This window comes from Aeromonas caviae, from assembly GCF_000819785.1.
Classification (GTDB): domain Bacteria; phylum Pseudomonadota; class Gammaproteobacteria; order Enterobacterales; family Aeromonadaceae; genus Aeromonas; species Aeromonas caviae.
Map to the genome: position 1 here is coordinate 26914 of NZ_CDBK01000079.1, position 15930 is coordinate 42843.

18 protein-coding genes and 1 other RNA gene are annotated in these 15930 nt (G+C 63.3%); 10 read left to right on the forward strand and 9 right to left on the reverse strand.

The features are described from left to right. Positions 1-61: 61 nt before the first annotated feature. From yiaY to BN1120_RS12660, 3 genes are all read left to right on the forward strand, one after another. On the forward strand, positions 62-1213 hold the full coding sequence (gene yiaY / locus BN1120_RS12650; protein WP_041212682.1) for an L-threonine dehydrogenase: 1152 nt from the start codon (positions 62-64) through the stop codon (positions 1211-1213). Positions 1214-1345: 132 nt separating this feature from the next. Continuing rightward, a complete protein-coding gene (locus tag BN1120_RS12655) occupies positions 1346-1684 on the forward strand; it encodes an outer membrane protein assembly factor BamE (protein WP_029314185.1) in 339 nt (112 codons plus the stop codon). Positions 1685-1784: 100 nt separating this feature from the next. After that, complete coding sequence (locus BN1120_RS12660) at positions 1785-2420, forward strand: NAD-dependent epimerase/dehydratase family protein (protein ID WP_042016364.1); 636 nt, start codon at positions 1785-1787, stop codon at positions 2418-2420. Positions 2421-2487: 67 nt separating this feature from the next. Here BN1120_RS12660 and BN1120_RS12665 read toward each other — a convergent pair whose 3' ends face one another. Then, positions 2488-2844, reverse strand: coding sequence for an RnfH family protein (locus BN1120_RS12665; RefSeq protein WP_039039886.1), 357 nt, complete (start codon positions 2842-2844; stop codon positions 2488-2490). Further along, positions 2837-3271, reverse strand: coding sequence for an SRPBCC family protein (locus BN1120_RS12670; RefSeq protein ID WP_010673974.1), 435 nt, complete (start codon positions 3269-3271; stop codon positions 2837-2839). The genes BN1120_RS12665 and BN1120_RS12670 overlap by 8 nt, the downstream gene beginning before the upstream one ends. Positions 3272-3519: 248 nt before the next feature. On the opposite strand from BN1120_RS12670, the gene smpB reads away from it, so the two are divergent. Both smpB and ssrA read left to right on the forward strand, forming a co-directional pair. Beyond that, positions 3520-4008 (forward strand): SsrA-binding protein SmpB, encoded by a 489-nt coding sequence (gene smpB / locus BN1120_RS12675; RefSeq protein WP_010673973.1) that lies wholly within the window; start codon positions 3520-3522, stop codon positions 4006-4008. Between the two features lie 122 nt (positions 4009-4130). Then, positions 4131-4490, forward strand: a transfer-messenger RNA (tmRNA) gene (gene ssrA / locus BN1120_RS20820). A gap of 156 nt (positions 4491-4646) precedes the next feature. On the opposite strand, the gene BN1120_RS12680 is transcribed toward ssrA, so the two are convergent. Continuing rightward, complete coding sequence (locus BN1120_RS12680) at positions 4647-5078, reverse strand: GNAT family N-acetyltransferase (RefSeq protein ID WP_042016365.1); 432 nt, start codon at positions 5076-5078, stop codon at positions 4647-4649. Between the two features lie 182 nt (positions 5079-5260). On the opposite strand from BN1120_RS12680, the gene BN1120_RS12685 reads away from it, so the two are divergent. Continuing rightward, on the forward strand, positions 5261-5761 hold the full coding sequence (locus BN1120_RS12685; RefSeq protein ID WP_010673967.1) for an SRPBCC family protein: 501 nt from the start codon (positions 5261-5263) through the stop codon (positions 5759-5761). Positions 5762-5833: 72 nt separating this feature from the next. Here the strand turns inward: BN1120_RS12685 and BN1120_RS12690 are convergent, their stop codons facing one another. Next, positions 5834-6340, reverse strand: coding sequence for a GNAT family N-acetyltransferase (locus BN1120_RS12690; RefSeq protein WP_010673966.1), 507 nt, complete (start codon positions 6338-6340; stop codon positions 5834-5836). A gap of 152 nt (positions 6341-6492) precedes the next feature. Further along, positions 6493-7683, reverse strand: a complete 1191-nt coding sequence (locus BN1120_RS12695) for a GNAT family N-acetyltransferase (RefSeq protein WP_042016366.1) — start codon at positions 7681-7683, stop codon at positions 6493-6495. A 263-nt stretch (positions 7684-7946) separates the two neighbouring features. Here BN1120_RS12695 and BN1120_RS12700 point away from each other — a divergent pair, with 263 nt between their 5' ends. The 3 genes from BN1120_RS12700 to BN1120_RS12710 are packed head-to-tail and all read left to right on the forward strand — an operon-like array spanning position 7947 to position 10392. Then, a complete protein-coding gene (locus BN1120_RS12700; RefSeq protein ID WP_010673963.1) occupies positions 7947-8765 on the forward strand; it encodes a DUF3100 domain-containing protein in 819 nt (272 codons plus the stop codon). Next, positions 8762-9211: a hypothetical protein gene (locus BN1120_RS12705; protein WP_042016367.1), complete on the forward strand. Its 450-nt coding sequence runs from the start codon at positions 8762-8764 to the stop codon at positions 9209-9211. The genes BN1120_RS12700 and BN1120_RS12705 overlap by 4 nt, the downstream gene beginning before the upstream one ends. Beyond that, a complete protein-coding gene (locus tag BN1120_RS12710; protein WP_039039892.1) occupies positions 9211-10392 on the forward strand; it encodes a M20 metallopeptidase family protein in 1182 nt (393 codons plus the stop codon). Before BN1120_RS12705 ends, BN1120_RS12710 begins: the two co-directional genes overlap by 1 nt. 66 nt (positions 10393-10458) lie before the next feature. On the opposite strand, the gene BN1120_RS12715 is transcribed toward BN1120_RS12710, so the two are convergent. From BN1120_RS12715 to BN1120_RS12730, 4 genes are all read right to left on the reverse strand, one after another. Continuing rightward, complete coding sequence (locus tag BN1120_RS12715) at positions 10459-11418, reverse strand: LysR substrate-binding domain-containing protein (protein ID WP_010673960.1); 960 nt, start codon at positions 11416-11418, stop codon at positions 10459-10461. Next, positions 11418-12056 (reverse strand): pyridoxamine 5'-phosphate oxidase, encoded by a 639-nt coding sequence (gene pdxH / locus BN1120_RS12720; RefSeq protein ID WP_042016369.1) that lies wholly within the window; start codon positions 12054-12056, stop codon positions 11418-11420. Before pdxH ends, BN1120_RS12715 begins: the two co-directional genes overlap by 1 nt. A gap of 157 nt (positions 12057-12213) precedes the next feature. Further along, positions 12214-12537 carry a hypothetical protein gene (locus BN1120_RS12725; protein ID WP_042016371.1) on the reverse strand — a complete coding sequence of 108 codons (324 nt, stop codon included), beginning with the start codon at positions 12535-12537 and terminating at the stop codon, positions 12214-12216. Continuing rightward, positions 12534-14501, reverse strand: a complete 1968-nt coding sequence (locus BN1120_RS12730; RefSeq protein ID WP_042016373.1) for a reprolysin-like metallopeptidase — start codon at positions 14499-14501, stop codon at positions 12534-12536. The genes BN1120_RS12725 and BN1120_RS12730 overlap by 4 nt, the downstream gene beginning before the upstream one ends. Before the next feature lie 211 nt (positions 14502-14712). On the opposite strand from BN1120_RS12730, the gene BN1120_RS12735 reads away from it, so the two are divergent. Continuing rightward, the gene (locus BN1120_RS12735; protein ID WP_010673956.1) at positions 14713-15924 is read left to right on the forward strand and encodes an RsmB/NOP family class I SAM-dependent RNA methyltransferase; all 1212 of its coding nucleotides are present in this window, start codon (positions 14713-14715) and stop codon (positions 15922-15924) included. Positions 15925-15930 lie beyond the last annotated feature (6 nt).

Sequence of the window (15930 nt, forward strand, 5' to 3'; positions counted from 1 at the left end):
CTCCGACGCTGTTATGTTGGCGCCCGAATACCACTTAATGGCTAATCATACGGAGTCCATCATGGCGACATTCAAGTTCTACATTCCCGCAATCAACCTGATGGGGGCGGGCTGCCTGCAGGAAGCGGCAGCAGATATCCAGGGACATGGCTATCGCAAGGCGCTCATCGTCACCGACAAGATCCTGGGCCAGATTGGCGTGGTGGGCCGGCTTGCCGCCCTCCTGGCCGAGCACGGCATCGGTGCCGTGGTGTTCGACGAGACCAGACCTAATCCCACCGTGGCCAACGTCGAGGCGGGTCTTGCGATGATCCGGGCCCACGGCTGTGACTGCGTCATTTCGCTCGGCGGCGGCTCACCCCACGACTGCGCCAAGGGCATCGCCCTGGTGGCCGCCAATGGGGGCAGCATCAAAGATTACGAGGGGGTGGATCGCTCCGCCAAGCCGCAGTTGCCGCTCATCGCCATCAATACCACGGCCGGCACCGCCTCCGAGATGACCCGTTTTTGCATCATTACCGACGAATCCCGTCAGGTGAAAATGGCCATCATCGACAAGCACGTCACGCCGCTGATGTCGGTCAACGACCCGGAACTGATGCTGGCCAAGCCCGCCGGCCTCACCGCCGCCACCGGCATGGATGCCCTGACCCACGCCATCGAGGCCTATGTCTCCACCGCCGCCACCCCGGTCACCGATGCCAGCGCCGTGATGGCCATCGCACTGATTGCCGAACACCTTCGCACCGCCGTGCATCAGGGGGAGGATCTCCATGCCCGCGAGCAGATGGCCTATGCCCAGTTCCTGGCCGGCATGGCCTTCAACAACGCAAGCCTGGGCTATGTGCACGCCATGGCTCACCAGCTCGGCGGCTTCTACGACCTGCCCCACGGAGTGTGCAATGCGGTGCTGCTACCCCATGTCCAGGCCTACAACGCCCGGGTGTGCGCCGGTCGGCTCAAGGATGTGGCCCGTCATATGGGGGTGGATGTGAGCGCCATGAGCGATGAGCAGGGTGCGGCGGCAGCCATTGACGCCATCCGGCAACTGGCTCGCGACGTCAAGATCCCCGCCGGTCTGGAGCAGCTCGGGGTCAGGGCCGACGATCTCGACGTGCTGGCCACCAATGCGCTCAAGGATGCCTGCGGTCTCACCAACCCCAGGCAGGCGACTCACGCGGAGATCGTCGCCATCTTCCGCGCCGCCATGTAAGGGGGCAAGATCTGCCAGGGCCGCCACGCGGCCCTTTTTATTGGCTGATGGATCAATGGCTTTTTACTTCCGCACGGGGAGTGGGTATGATTTGCCGAGCTAAAAAGACTGTATGGATGATCTGAACCCGATATGCGGATGAAACACCTGATTGCCGCGGCCCTGACCGCCCTCACCCTGTCCGGTTGCAGCCTGGTCTATCGCATCGATATTCCCCAGGGCAACTATGTGGAACAAAAGCAGGTCGACAAGCTGCGCCAGGGCATGACCCGCGAACAGGTCGAGTTCGTGCTGGGTTCTCCCATGTTGCGCGACAGCTTTGACCCCAACACCTGGTACTACCTCTATGAGTTCCAGCCCGGTCGGGGCGACAAGGAGCGCAAGGAGCTGACCCTCAACTTCGTGGGTGACAGACTGGCCACCGTGACCGGTGATTTCCCTCTCCCTGCCGCCTTCACCACACCGCTCTAGATGACATCACAAAACCGGCTTCTGCCGGTTTTGTTCTCTCTGGCCCCGGCGATGTCGCCGGGCCACACTCTGGATACCTCATTGCCCCGAGGAGATCATCATGAGTCGATTCCTGATTGCCGGCGCCACCGGTCTGATTGGCAAAGCCTTGCTGCGCGAGCTGGGGACGGAGCACGACCTCCTCCTGCTTTGCCGCAAACCCGGCGATCCCGCTCCGGGACGCACCTGGCTGCCCACCTCGTTCGACGCGCTGGACAGATTGACGCTGCCCGCCCCTGTGGACATTGCCTTCTGCTGCCTTGGCACCACCCGCAAGGATGCCGGCTCGGCCGAGGCTTTTCGCCGGGTCGATCTCGACTATGTGCTGGCCTTTGCCGCGCTCGCCCGTCGCCACGGCTGCCGCCGCCTGCTGGTGGTCTCCAGTCTGGGCGCCAACCCGGGTTCCCCTGCTCTCTATCCCCGCACCAAGGGCGAGATGGAGCAGGCCCTGCTGGCCCAGGAGTGGCAGCGGCTCGTCATCCTGCGCCCGGCCATGCTGCTCGGCCATCGCGAACCTGCGCGCCGTTCGGAGCAGATCATCCAGGCCATCTATCCGCTGGTAAAGCCCCTGCTGCGCGGGTCGCTGCGCCGCTGGCGTGCCATCGAGGCCAGTCAGGTGGCGCACGCCATGGCGCGCCTTGCCATCCAGGAGAGCGGGATAGAGACGGTGGAAAACGAGCGTCTGCTCACCCTGTGATGCCCCGTGCCGGGCGAGACGATCACAAAGGGGCGCCACGGCGCCCCTTGTCACAGCACATCACCCGTCAGGTGCCGGCATCGTCTCGCTTGCGGTGCACATCGGGTCGCCCGCCGGTGACCACATCGGCGCGCCCCTCTTCCTTGGCTTTCTCCGCCCGCTTCTTGCGCATCTCCTTGGGGTCGGCGATGAGAGGGCGGTAGATCTCGATGCGATCCCCCTCCTGCACCGACTCTGTGCCCTTCACCGGACGGCTGTAGATACCGAACTTGTTGACCGACAGGTCGATCTCCGGGTGCTTTTGCAGGATGCCGGACTGTTCGATGGCCGCCAGCACGCTGGTCTCGGGCGCGACCCGGATGCACAGCACCGTCTGCCGCTCGGGCAGGGCATAGGCCACTTCGATATTGAGGAGCTCAGACACCGTAAACCACCTTGGCACGATTGGAGAAGGCAAGCACCATGGAGCTCACCAGCTCGCGGAAGATCTGGCCAAAGGCCAGCTCAATGAGCTTGGAGGTGAACTCGAAGTCGAGATCGAACTCCACCTTGCAGGCATCCACGTCCAGGGGTGTGAAGGTCCACCATCCCGCCAGCTTGCTGAAAGGCCCCTCCACCAGCTCCATCTTGATGGTGCGATTGGCATCAAGCTGGTTGCGCGTGGTAAAGGTCTTGGCGATACCTGCCTTGGCCACATCGACCGAGGCCATCATGTAGTCTTCACCTGACTCGTGAACACGGCTGCCGACACAGCCGGGCAGGAACTCAGGATAGGCATCAACATCATTGACCAGCCGGAACATCTGTTCCGCGCTGAACATCACCAGGGCACTGCGAGTAATACGGGGCATGGGTTTTCCTCATCCAATCGGCCCGATTTTATCACCTTGTCAGCCAAAATCACCGCCGAAACTGTTCGCGGGTCACCAAGCAGGGCAATCGCACACTTTCCGGCCAGTGTGGCCTGCTCTCGCCCCGCCCTTCCCTCAAAATCGTCATCGAACTGCTCACAAAGCCGCCACTCGGAGCGCTGTGCGTTTTACAGCCGCCGCCACCCACGTATAATGCGCCTTCCTAAACATTGCCTAAGGCCCCCGTCATGAGCAAAAAGAACAGTAAAAACAAAGCCGGGTCCAGCACCATTGCACTCAACAGAACCGCCCGTCACGAGTACTTCATCGAAGAGCGCGTGGAGGCCGGCCTGTCCCTGCAAGGGTGGGAAGTGAAGTCCCTGCGGGCGGGCAAGGCCAACATCAGCGAAGCCTATGTCATCTTCATGCAGGGGGAAGCCTTCCTGTTCGGCTCCAGCTTCCTGCCGCTGAACGCCGCCTCCAGCCACGTGGTATGCGATCCGACCCGCACCCGCAAATTGCTGCTCAGTCGCCGTGAACTCGACAAGCTCGAGAGCCTGACCGCTCGTCAGGGCTACACCATAGTGCCGCTGGCCCTCTACTGGAAAGCGTGCTGGGTCAAGGTCGAGATCGGCCTAGTGAAAGGCAAGAAAGAGCACGACAAGCGGGAAGACACCAAGGCACGGGAATGGGACCGTGAGAAGGCCCGTATCATGAAGAACAAGCACCGCGGTTGATTGTGCGCCGCCGGCCCCCATGCGGCGACCAATAAACCAGCAATCGACCGGCCAAGGCCGGTCGATTGCCATCAACGCCTTGCCATGACAGGATTTTTGCGTACAATCCCTTTTGACAACTTGGGGCTGATTCTGGATTCGACAAGATTCACGAAACCCAAGGTGCATGCCGAGGTGCGGTAGGCCTCGTTAATAAACCGCAAAAAAATAGTCGCAAACGACGAAAACTACGCACTCGCAGCTTAATAACCTGCGCTGAGCCCTTCTCCCCTAGCTTGCCTGTGTCCTAGGGAAATGGAAGGTCATCCTTCACAGGATCGTGTGGAAGTCCTGCTCGGGGCGGAAGCATTAAAACCAATCGAGCTAGTCAATGCGTGGCGTGTCTCTCCGCAGCGTGTTGGCGAATGTAAAGAGTGACTAAGCATGTAGTACCGAGGATGTAGTAATTTTGGACGGGGGTTCAAATCCCCCCAGCTCCACCAAACGTTTGGAAAGGGCCACTTCGCAGGAAGTGGCCTTTTTTATGCTTTTCGTTCATCTCCGAGCCGGCGCTGATGGCCTGTGCGGGGCACAGTGGCGGGAGGGAGGGCCCTGATGCCGCCCCCTGCCGGGGCAGAGGGCGCGCCTCGTGAGGGAGACTAGTCGCCGGTTGTCAGGACCAGCCTGCGCCAGGGCCCCGTGATGTCGCAATGACCCGTCTCTTCGGTGTTCTCCCAGCCCAGGCGATGATAGAAAGCCATCGCCGTGGTGTTGCGCATGGCCACCTTGAGGGAGGCCGGGGAGGGGTATCCGGCCAAGCCGGCGGCAAGCAAGGCCCGCCCCATGCCCTGCCCGTGCCAGTCCGCCACCACGTAGAGATGATGCACGAAGCTCTCGGCCCCCCAGATGGAGACGAATCCGCACGGGCTGCCCCCTTTCTCCGCCACCCAGATCTCCTCGCCCCGGGTCTGCTCGGCAAAATCCTCGAGCCGGAACAGGGCGGGATCAACCCAATGGAAGGCCTGGCGCCTTCCCTTGAGGAAGAGCTGCGCCAGCATGGGCTCGTCAGCTTCCGTCATCATTCTGATCATGACACCATCCTTGCGTTGCGTGCTTGTCGCTTCCCACTCTCGATGGATCCCGCCGTGCTGTCAAATCGGCAATATGGACCCTCTTGAATACGTAACCGTGTGACACAGGGCTGCCTATTTTATCGCCTCAGAGGCTATACTGCCGAGGTCCCGTCCATGACTGGTTTGAGGTTCACTGATTTATGGATAACAAGCAAATTGAAGGCAGTATTCTGGTACCCGCCCACATTGACGATGTCTGGCGGGCCTGGACCACGGAGAGCGGGCTGCGCAGTTTTCTGGCGCCGGAGTGCCTCATGGTCCCGGAACCCAACGGGCCGTTCGAGATCTATTTCAGACCCGATGCTCCCCTCGGCGAGCGTGGCAGCGAAGGGTGCCGGGTGATGGCGGTCATGCCCCATGATCTGCTCAGCTTCAGCTGGAATTTCCCTCCCCAGTTTCCCCACATTCGTCAACAGAAGACCCAGGTCAGCCTGCGCTTCGTGCCGGAGGGCCAGGGCACCCGGCTCCACTTCCTGCAGACCGGCTGGGCGCAGGATCCAGACTGGGACCAGGGTTATGCCTACTTCCGTGAGGAGTGGCTGGAATTGAGTCTGCCAAGGCTTCAGTACCGTTTCACCCACGGCCCCATCGACTGGAACAACCCGCCGGGCAAGCAGCAGCTGAAATCCCTAGCCCAGTGACGTCCATTCAAGCGATGGGCATGGCACGAAAAAGGACCCGCTCAGGGTCCTTTTTCATGGATGGGCAGGCGGTCACTCCACCGGCTCTTCATCGAACAGGGGGTGATAGAGCACCTCGCCCCTTACCCCGTCGAGCCCGCCGGGTTGCAACTCCATCGCCATGAAACACTCCGTCGGCACCTCGTAGATGCAGTGCAGGCCGAAGTCGCTGGCAGGCCGAAAGCCGAAACGGGCGTAGTAGGCGGGATCCCCGAGCACCACCACCGCCTTCCAGTCCATCTCCAGTGCCGTGTCCAGCCCTTCCCGCACCAGATCCGAGCCAATGCCCTGTCCCTGCCAGTCGGGATGCACGGCCACGGGTGCCAGTCCCAACCAGGGCCCTTCCTGTCCCTCAATGGTGATCGGGCTCAGCATCAGGTGCCCCATGAACTCGTACTCTTCCTCCTCGACCATGGTGACCACGGCGGCCCCACATTCTCGCAGGCGGTTGACCAGTTCGGCCTCGTCGGGACGACCAAAGGCGGCACTCACCAGCTCATAGACTGGCAGCATGTCGCCGGGACGCTCGGTTCTCAACATACAGCGTTACTCCTCGTACAGCAGGGCGGCCATTATTCCACAGAAGTGGGGCGCCTCTTCACTGCCTTTGTCTGAAAATGGGAGGGCGGACTCAGGAAAACACCTGACAGACCCCGCACCAGGCTTCGCGATGAGCGAGCTTGCGCAAGCCATCAGCGTCCGTCGTCAGGCTGTCGCAATCGCCGCAGATAGGCGAGGCCCAGATCCCCGCACTCCTTGAGGAGGGCGCCACCACCATGGGCCTGCACCCCGGGCGCCTCTGGCGCCAGCATGGCCTGGGGATAGCGCCGCACCGTCAGCCCGCTGAGTGTCTGCTCGCCCCCTGTCGCCTCCCCCGCCATGAAAAGCGCCACCCCCTCACCGTGCAGTATGGCCACGGCCACCTCCTCGTCATCCAGCCAGGGGGTCAGCGCCTCTTTGCGTGCATCCGTCAGGCGCGCCGGGCGATCCAGCCGCCAGTGATCGAGCATGAGGGCGCCATCGGCCGGATCTGGCCGACGCCCGTCATGGTGCATGCCGGTCTTTTCCATCACCCGGCCTGAGGCGAGGTTGCCCGGCATGTGGCGGGCGGTGAGGGCAGGCAGGTGCCACTGCTCGAAGGCAAACGCCCTGACCAGGCTCGCGGCCCGGGTGGCCAGCCCCCTGTTCTGCCAGGGCACGCCGACCCACCATGCCAGCTCCCCGTGCCAGTGCAGGGAGAGAGAGCCGACCAAGGGAGCGGGCTCGTCTTCACGCCCCTGGGGCAGAGTCAGGGCCCAGGTGCATCCCAGCCCGAGAGCAGCCTTGCGCCCACTCAGGGCAAGCCAGTCCCGCGCCGCCTCCGGCGAATAGGGGTGGGGGATGTTGAGGGTATAGCGGGCGAGGGCCGCATCCGAACAATAACGCAGGATGGCGCTCTCATCGCCGGGCAGCAGGGGGCGCAGCACCAGCGCGTCCTGCCCGCCAGGCTCGCGCAGCACCGGGGTCATCAGGCGGCGGGCAAGCAGGTGTTGCAGGGCAACCCCGAGGTCGTCATCGGCACCGAGGCGATGATCCGCCCCCGCGGGCCCCAGGGTGAGCAGGCCGCTCTCTCTGGCCAGGGTCAGCAGGGAGCCGGAGGCAGCGATCAGGATCTGCCGGTCCGGCTGTGTCGCCATCAGCGGGGAGGCGGCCTCCCCCAGCCAGGCGGCAAGCAGGTCGCGGGCAAGGAGAATGCCATCTGGCGGGCTGACCGACCAGGGTGCCATTTCCCTCGCCTCCCCTTTGCCAAGCAGCAGCCACCAGCGGTTTCCCTGGTGCTGCCAGGCCTGCAACGCCGCTTGCCAGGAGGGGCGCCAGAGCACACCCTCGATCAACAGATCCATTCCTTCCCCCACATCCGCCCCCCCCGGATCAGGCACCGGGTGCCCGGGCGGCACCACACTCCTGTTTGAGGCAGCATAAGCCGCTGCCAATGAGTTGTTAAACCATATGTTTACCATGGTTAAACGGCATACCCCATGAAAAAATGCCATATGGCTGACTTGATGGCGGTCACATTCCTTCCCCTCCTCGCTTCCTATCATGCCCCCATCATGGCGTGACCAAAGACGCCCATGAAGGACAACGGATAACAAGAGAACACACTATGCAGCCAACCAGCCCACTCAAAACGGTAGTAGTCAGTACCCTGGCGACCGCCCTGCTGATCTTCGTGGCCCAATCCCTCATCGGGAAGCAGGAGATCAGACTCGGCATCGCCATCATCCCCATCCTGCCCATGCTCTTTGCCGTCATCATCGGCATGATCGTCTCCGCCAAGCCCGTCAAGGATCGCATTCCCGGCTGGAAGAGGCTCTTCACCGAGCGAGAAGAGGGCTTCTGCGGCAAGATGGTGGGTTTCAGCCTGCTGATCCTCGGGACCCAGTATGCGGGGATGATCATCCCCAACCTCAAGATGATCCTGAGCGTCGGCGTACCGCTCTTCCTGCAGGAGATAGGCAACCTCCTGCCCATCCTCATCGCCATTCCGCTGGCAGTGAAGTTCGGCTTTGGCCGCCGCGCCATCGGGGCCTGCTCCTCCATCAGCCGTGAACCCTCGGTCGCGGTGATCCAGGGCAAGTTCGGCACCGGCTCTCAGGAGTACATCGGCGTGCTCGCCATCTACCTGTGCGGCTCCGTCATCGGCACCCTCTGGTTCAGCGTGCTCGGCAGCATCGCCCCCCTCACCGGACTGCATCCTCTGGCCCTGGCCGCCGGTTCCGGCGTGGGATCCGGCTCCATGCTGAGCGCCGCCTCCGGTGCCCTCATCAACGGCCTCGATGAGGCGATGGCCCAGCAGGTGCTCAGCATCGCCGCCGCCTCGAACCTGCTCTCGTCGGCCCTGGGAGCGCTCTCCCTCACCTATCTGGGTCTGCCGCTCGCTGAAAAAATCTATGCCCTGACCGCCAAAGGAGAGAAAGCATGAAAAGCATCGTGATGGATATGCGCTTCGTCTTCCTGGCGATCCTGCTGGCCATGTTCACCCAGACCCTGACCTCGGGCCTGCCGCTGTGGCAGATGGGGGACAGCTTCGTCGCCATGTCCCTGGTGGTGTTCGCCTCCCTGGTGACCAAGCGCTATCTGCCCTCCTCCCTGCCGGCCTTTGCCTATGCCACCATCATCGGCATTCTCATCTGCCTGCCCGAGACCCCGGTGCGCGGCCTCTTCATCGATGCCGTGGCCAAGATCTCCTTCCTCTCCTGCTGCGTGCCGCTCCTGGCCTTCGCCGGCCTCTCGGTGGGCGGTCAGCTGGAGGAGCTCAAGAAGATGTCGTGGAAGGTGATCCTCATCTTCATGATCGTCTCCACCTGCTGCTTCTTTGGCGCCTCCCTGGTTGCCCAGCTCGGTTTCTCCATTCAAGGGATCATCTGATGAACCACTACCATATCGAACCTGACCTGTTGGCCCTGCGCGACTTCAGCTACGAAGTGCGCCACCACCTGCACCGCATCCCGGAATACTCCGGGGCCGAGTTCAAGACCTCTGCCTACTGCCGTGGGTTGATGGAAGAGTTCGGCTACAGGATCACCCTGTATCCCGGTTTCACCGGTTTTCACGGGGATCTGGCGGTCGACCCTGCCCTGCCCACCATTGCCTTTCGTGCCGACATGGATGGCCTGGAGATGCACGACATGAGCGAGGTGGCGTTCAAATCCACCCATGAGGGGATGGCCCACAACTGCGGCCACGACTCCCACATGGCGATCGCTCTGACCGCCGCCAGGTTTCTGGCCGCCAACCGCGAGCGCCTGCGGTACAACGTCCGCTTCATCTTCCAGATGGCGGAAGAGGACATGCGCGTCCCCGGTGCCGAAAAGATGGTGGAGCTTGGCTGCATGAAGGGGGTGGACGAGGTCTATGCCCTGCACAACGACGGCGCCATGGAGACGGGCACCATCAAGTTCAACCAGGGGGTCATGTCCTCCTGGGGGTCGGCCTGGACGCTGGATGTGCACGGCATCTCCGCCCACGGATCCACCCCCCACAAGGGGCTGGATGCCATCCGGGAGGCGGTGCGGATCATCGAGGACATGGACTACATCGTCGCCAAGCGCACCAGCCCGTTCAGCCCGGCGGTCTTTGGTTGCGGCATGATCAACGGCGGCACCATTCCCAACGCCATCGCCGATCATGTGCAGGCCCGTGGCACCATCCGCGCCATGGATGCCGAAACCGACCAGATCCTGAAAAACAGCTTCAGGGACATCATCGCCCAGAGCGAGCTGCGCGGCTTCAAGACCACCATGGTCCATGCCGGCTACCCGGCAGTGGAGAACCACCCCCAGGCCTGCGAGCGCCTGCAACAAGCCGCCTCGGAGGTGTTGTCCAGCGACGGGATCAACGCAAAGGGCCAGCCCATGACCGGCAGCGAGGACTTCAGCTACATGATCAACGCCACGCCAAGCCGCATGGGGGCCATGTTCTTCCTCGGCAGCGGCAATCAGGCCAAGGGGATCTGCAACTACCTGCACGCGAACCCCTATTACCTGGACGACGACTGCCTGCTGGTGGGAGCCCAGATCTTCGTCAATCTGGCGACCCGAGCCGCCTGAGGGGTCAGTACAAGGGGATAGCAATGCAAAGAGAGGCCGACGGCCTCTCTTTTTTATGTCTCGGCGTCAGAGCCAGGGCAGGGTCGCAGACGGAGCGGGCGTTCCCTGGTTGAGCAGCGCCAGCTGCACCGTCTCCCGGCTCACATGGGGGGCATAGAGGTGGATGAAGTCGTACATGTAGTCCCGCAGGTGGGCGTGCCTGCGCAGGCACACATGGGCAACGCTCGAGGCGATCAGATGATCGATGTTGAGGCAGACCAGGCTCTCCCTGTCCCCTTCGTCGAACGCCGAGGTGGCGATCACCCCGACTCCCATTCCCAGGCGCACATAGTGCTTGATGATGTCGCTGTCGGTGGCCGTCAGCACGATGCGGGGGCTGAGACCATGGCGACCGAACGCCTTGTCCATCTTGGAGCGGCCGGTGAAACCGAACACATAGGTGATGAGGGGATACCGGGCCAGATCCGCCATGGCCAGCGGCTGGCAGTCCAGCAGCGGATGGCCGTGGGGCACCACCACGCTGCGCCCCCAGCGATAGCAGGGCACGGTCGCCAGCTCGTCGAACAGGTGCATGGACTCGGTGGCGATGGCCATCTCCACATCCCCGTTTTGCGCCATCTGCGCCAGTTGGGCAGGGGCTCCCTGATGCAGCTGGATGCTCACCTCGGGGTAGCGGCGGGAGAATTCGGTAATGACCGCCGGCAGCTTGTAGCGGGCCATGGTGTGGGTGGTGGCGATGCGCAGCACCCCGCTGGTGGCCAGCTGATCCCCGAGGGAAAGCTGACCAATCTGCTCCACCTGGGCCACCACTCCCCTGGCCAGCTCCATCACCTGCTCCCCCATGGGGGTCAGGCCCGCCAGGTTCTTGCCCTTGCGGGTAAACAGCGCCAGCCCCAGCTCCTCTTCCAGCATCTTCATCTGCTTGCTGAGGGTCGGCTGGGAGGTATAGAGCTTCTCCGCCGTCGCCGAGATGTTGAAGTTGTTCTTCACTATCTCGGTGAAGTTCTTGAGCCGGGCGATGTTCATCAGGGCGCCAGGCGCTCGATGTGCCAGCCGTCCCCCTCGCGGGTGTAATAGAAGCGATCGTGCAGACGATGCTCGCCCCCCTGCCAGAACTCCACCGTCTCGATCCGCACCCGGAAACCACCCCAGAAGCTCGGCAGCGGCACCTCGCCATTGGCAAACTTCTGCTTGAGTTCGAGGAACTTGGCCTCCAGCACGCCACGGGCCGAGATGCGGGTCGACTGTTTGGAGACCCAGGCGGCGATCTGGCTGTCCTTGGGACGGCTGTGGAAATACTTCATCACCTCGAAGGTGCTCATCTTCTCCACCCGACCGGTCACGTGCACCTGTCTGTCCAGGGTGTGCCAGGGGAAGAGCAGGCTGATACGGGGGTTGCCCTCCAGCTGATGCGCCTTGCGGCTGCCCATGTTGGTGTAGAACACCATGCCTTCGGCATCGTAGTGCTTGAGCAGCACGGTGCGCTGCCAGGGCTGACCATCGGCATCCACGGTGCCCACCACCATGGCGGTGGGATCGGTCAGTCTGGCCTCGCACGCCTGGGCCAGCCACTTCTCGAACAGGGCGAGGGGCTCGGCCGGCAGATCGGCCCGGTGCAGTCCACCCCTGGTGTATTCGCGACGCAGATCAGCCACATCCATCATCTTGATTTTCCTTCTCTCTTTCTCTGCCGCCCGTGCGGCGATGGGTGCAGGCATTGTGCGACGAGCGCGCCATGGGTACAAGCCTCGGGGCGGCCAAATGGCGGAGCAAAAAGAGAGGGAGGCTCATGCCTCCCCCTTTATGCCGATGACCGTCAGCCTACTGCTTGCCGTCAACCGGCGGGCAATGGGCCAGCATGCGCCGGTTGTAGTCCGCCGCATAGGCGCTCAGCCTGGCGTGGGCCTCCTTCTGATCCGGCTTGATGACATCCCCGAATCCGTCGAGATAGCGCACGCCGCAGCGCGCCTTGGCCGCCGCCTGCTGATCCGCCGCGATCCCGGGCGCCACCTCGCCGCGCCCGGCCCGCACGATCAGCCGGTAATCCTGCCTGGCGAGGCTGGCGCTGACCGCCTGCTCCAGGGTGTCAGCATCGGCCTGACAACCGCCGAGCAGGGTGAGCAGCAGCCCCCCGGCCAGTCTCATGCCCGCCTCCGCTGCCAGCCCAGCAACGCCAGGGCCAGGGTCCAGAAGCCGAGGGCACCGCCGCCACCGCTTCCCCCCTCTTCACCGCGCTGGGTGACCGAGAGCTTGAGGGGACTGATGGCGAAGAAGATGTTGTCGCTGCACGCCACCTTCAAGCGGGCAGTGCCGTCCTGGCCCGCCGGGATGGTGACGCTCGCCGAGCCCGAGTTGGGTTTGCCGCTGGCAAGGGGAGTCCAGTTTGCCCCCTCGTCCCGGGTCATGAAGAGATCCACCTTGCTGCAGTTGATGGGGGCGGCATTGGTGCCGGCCACTTCCCAACTGATGGTCTGCGTCTTGCCCGCCCCCAGGGGGGTCACCACCGGGCTGGTCAGGGCAAAGGCCTTGCCGGTGTTGACCACCTGGATCTTCATGTCATCGCTGGCGACACCGCCCTTGCCGTCCCGCGCCGTGAGGCGGAAGTTCAGGTCCCGGTTGGTGGCAGGCCAGGCCTCCCCTATTGCCAGGGTGTTGGTGAGCAGGGAGGTGAGACTCGGCAGGATGCGCTCCGGCACGCTGGTCGGCGCCACGAAACGGAACAGCGGGCGGCTGCCGTCGTCCACCATGGTGGCCGGGCTGCTCGACTCCGTCCCCAGATCGATCTGCTCCCAGGTGTAATTCAGCGGATCGCTGTCAAGATCGGCCCCCGCCCCCTTGAGCACGAAGGGGGTGTTGGCAGGGATGACGTAGTCATTGCCTGCCGCCACCTGGGGCGCATTGTTGACCAGCGCCAACGGGGTGCCGCAATTTGGCTCCGTGGCCATGTGGGCCCGCATCTGCTCGATGGACTTGCTGTGGAAATAGGGCTCGCTGTGGGGCTGCAGATCTTCGTCTCCGCAGATCCCTGCATAGGCCATGATGGAGCTGCCGCTGCCCGGCTCCCAGGCCTGGCTTGGTTCCCGGTTGCCGCCGCCACAACTGCCTGTGGTGCCGTTGAAGGTGTGGTCTGCCCCGAACTGGTGACCAATCTCGTGGGCTACGTAGTCGATGAAGAAGGCATCCCCCACCGGCTCGGAGGAGCCCGTCATCCCCGCCGATTTGTCAGGGGTGCAGAGTACGCCCAGTCCCGCCAGGCCGCCGCCACCGGTGTTGACCACATGGCCGATGTCGAAGGCCCCCAGCCCCTTGGTCAGGGCATCGGCCTGCACCTGCATGTTGGCATCGATATCGCCGTCATCATTGTTGAAGGGATCGTTCGCCACGTCGGTGAAGATGATGGTGTCGTTGCCGCTGGCGAGCTGGAATTCGGCCGCCACGTCACGCTGGTAGACCTCGTTGACCCGGTTGAGCAGGGTGGTGATGGCGCCAAGACCCGCCTCCACGGTGCCGCCGTGATACTGGGTGTACTCCCCCGCCGCCGAGATGGCGATGACATAGCGCTTGCGCTCGTTGCCATCCACCAGCACCTGGCGGGCCAGCTTTTTGGCCTCGCCCCCGATCACCTTGTCCGCCTCTTCTTCCAGCCGGCTGTGGGCATCTTGCTGGTAATAGACGGCATAGCCTTCCCCATTGCGAAGGGGATCGACGAACACCATCTTCCCTTCATGGCTGAACATGGCGTGGAATCCCTGGGGACCGAGATCGAAGCGCCCGGTCTCGCCCGGCGCCGCTTCGTTGTACCCCTTGAAGGCCAGGATATCGGGATATTTGGCGGCCAGATCCGCCGGCAGCAGATCATAGGGTTGCAGGCTGAAGGTCACCTCCTTGCCATCCGGCAGAGGCAGAGTCAGGCGGCGCTCGCCCCCCTTCAGGGCAGCCAGGTAATCGGTGGAGACGGTGACGATGCGATACTGGCTGGCCCTCACCTCGTACCCATCGGCGGCGGTGGCCCGCGCCGTGACCGTATGCCACTCGCCGGCCATCAGGTTGCCGGACGTCATCAGACCCGCCACCAGCACCGCCAGCGGAGAATATTTCATCAACTGCATCTTTTTAATTCCTTTTTAAACGGATTCACCTGAACTGCCACGGCATCATTTGCCCGCTGGTCCGATTAGTCCAGCAACATCCTCTGTACATTCCCCGAATGGGGAAGGTTGCACCAATGCAGACTAGCCCCTATCATGGCGCGGATTTGTCCGTTCCAGAACCCCTCTTCGACGGGGCCGGTTCACTCTTTCTTTGGCCAAGGTTAATCTCATGCTCAAGTCCCCACTGTTGCCCCGTTTCGGGGATCTGGTCGTTGCCATCGTTGACGATGTGCTAGGTCAGGGTCTTACCCTCGACCGCGCCTATGCACGTCACTTCTCCGGCATCGAACTCAAACCGCAAGAACAGGCAAGGATTGCCCTGGTCACCGGCGATCTGCTGCGCCGCCTCAGCCTCTACTGCTTCCTCACCGGCATCCAGGTCCGTCAGGCGGAGAAGAATGTCTGGCCGCTGCTGCACAGCTGGCACGCCTTCCACAAGATAGATCAGCCCAACCACCCGACCCTGGATCGCTTCAACGAGGAGGCGTTCCGCCGCCGCCTGACCGAGGCCAAGAAGAACCCGGTGCTGATGGACGGCTGCCCTGCCTGGCTGGAAAAGCTCGGCAGCGAGCAACTGGGCGACGCCTGGCCGGCCGAGCGTGCCGCCCTGGCCTGGATGCCCAAGCGTTACCTGCGGGTCAACACCCTCAAGTGCACCCGGGACGAGCTGCAAGCCATGCTGGCCAAAGAGCATGTCACCACAGTGCCCGTCGACGGAGTGGAGACCGCCCTGCAAGTGACCTCGGACGCCGCCCTGTTCCGTACTCAGGCCTTTGCCGATGGCTGCTTCGAGCAGCAGGATGCCGGCTCCCAGCTGGTGGCCGCGGCCCTCGACGTCAAGCCCGGCATGCGGGTCATCGACGCCTGTGCCGGTGCCGGCGGCAAGACCCTGCACCTGGCCGCCATGATGCAGGGCAAGGGCCGTCTGCTGGCCATGGACGTGGAAGAGTGGAAACTGGAAAACCTCAAGCAGCGCGCCCGCCGCGCCGGTGCCCACAACGTGGAGACCCGGGTCATCACCAGCAGCAAGACCGTCAAGCGCCTTAAAGAAAGCGCCGATCGCGTGCTGCTGGACGTCCCCTGCTCCGGCCTTGGCGTGCTCAAGCGCAACCCGGATGCCAAGTGGCGCGACACCGCCGAGCGCCTGCCGGTGCTGGTCGCCCTGCAAGAGGAGATCCTGCAGCGCTACAGCCAGATGGTGAAGGTGGGCGGCCTACTGGTCTACGCCACCTGCTCCATCCTGCCCGAGGAGAACCGCCAGCAGGTGGACAAGTTCCTCGCCGCCAACGAGCACTTCCGCCTGATCGGCGATCACAACGTCAGCCCGGCCGAGACCGGCTTCGACGGCTTCTACATGGCGCGCCTCGAACGCATCGCCTGATGTCTG

Bases quoted from the DNA above. Each gene is read 5' to 3' on its own strand.
- BN1120_RS12690 (WP_010673966.1), bottom strand. From the start codon at position 6,340: ATGTTGAGAACCGAGCGTCCCGGCGACATGCTGCCAGTCTATGAGCTG.
- BN1120_RS12680 (WP_042016365.1), bottom strand. From the start codon at position 5,078: ATGATCAGAATGATGACGGAAGCTGACGAGCCCATGCTGGCGCAGCTC.
- yiaY (WP_041212682.1), top strand. From the start codon at position 62: ATGGCGACATTCAAGTTCTACATTCCCGCAATCAACCTGATGGGGGCG.
- BN1120_RS12695 (WP_042016366.1), bottom strand. From the start codon at position 7,683: ATGGATCTGTTGATCGAGGGTGTGCTCTGGCGCCCCTCCTGGCAAGCG.
- BN1120_RS12660 (WP_042016364.1), top strand. From the start codon at position 1,785: ATGAGTCGATTCCTGATTGCCGGCGCCACCGGTCTGATTGGCAAAGCC.
- BN1120_RS12730 (WP_042016373.1), bottom strand. From the start codon at position 14,501: ATGCAGTTGATGAAATATTCTCCGCTGGCGGTGCTGGTGGCGGGTCTG.
- BN1120_RS12700 (WP_010673963.1), top strand. From the start codon at position 7,947: ATGCAGCCAACCAGCCCACTCAAAACGGTAGTAGTCAGTACCCTGGCG.
- BN1120_RS12725 (WP_042016371.1), bottom strand. From the start codon at position 12,537: ATGAGACTGGCCGGGGGGCTGCTGCTCACCCTGCTCGGCGGTTGTCAG.
- BN1120_RS12670 (WP_010673974.1), bottom strand. From the start codon at position 3,271: ATGCCCCGTATTACTCGCAGTGCCCTGGTGATGTTCAGCGCGGAACAG.
- pdxH (WP_042016369.1), bottom strand. From the start codon at position 12,056: ATGATGGATGTGGCTGATCTGCGTCGCGAATACACCAGGGGTGGACTG.
- BN1120_RS12655 (WP_029314185.1), top strand. From the start codon at position 1,346: ATGCGGATGAAACACCTGATTGCCGCGGCCCTGACCGCCCTCACCCTG.
- BN1120_RS12705 (WP_042016367.1), top strand. From the start codon at position 8,762: ATGAAAAGCATCGTGATGGATATGCGCTTCGTCTTCCTGGCGATCCTG.
- smpB (WP_010673973.1), top strand. From the start codon at position 3,520: ATGAGCAAAAAGAACAGTAAAAACAAAGCCGGGTCCAGCACCATTGCA.
- BN1120_RS12685 (WP_010673967.1), top strand. From the start codon at position 5,261: ATGGATAACAAGCAAATTGAAGGCAGTATTCTGGTACCCGCCCACATT.
- BN1120_RS12710 (WP_039039892.1), top strand. From the start codon at position 9,211: ATGAACCACTACCATATCGAACCTGACCTGTTGGCCCTGCGCGACTTC.
- BN1120_RS12715 (WP_010673960.1), bottom strand. From the start codon at position 11,418: ATGAACATCGCCCGGCTCAAGAACTTCACCGAGATAGTGAAGAACAAC.
- BN1120_RS12735 (WP_010673956.1), top strand. From the start codon at position 14,713: ATGCTCAAGTCCCCACTGTTGCCCCGTTTCGGGGATCTGGTCGTTGCC.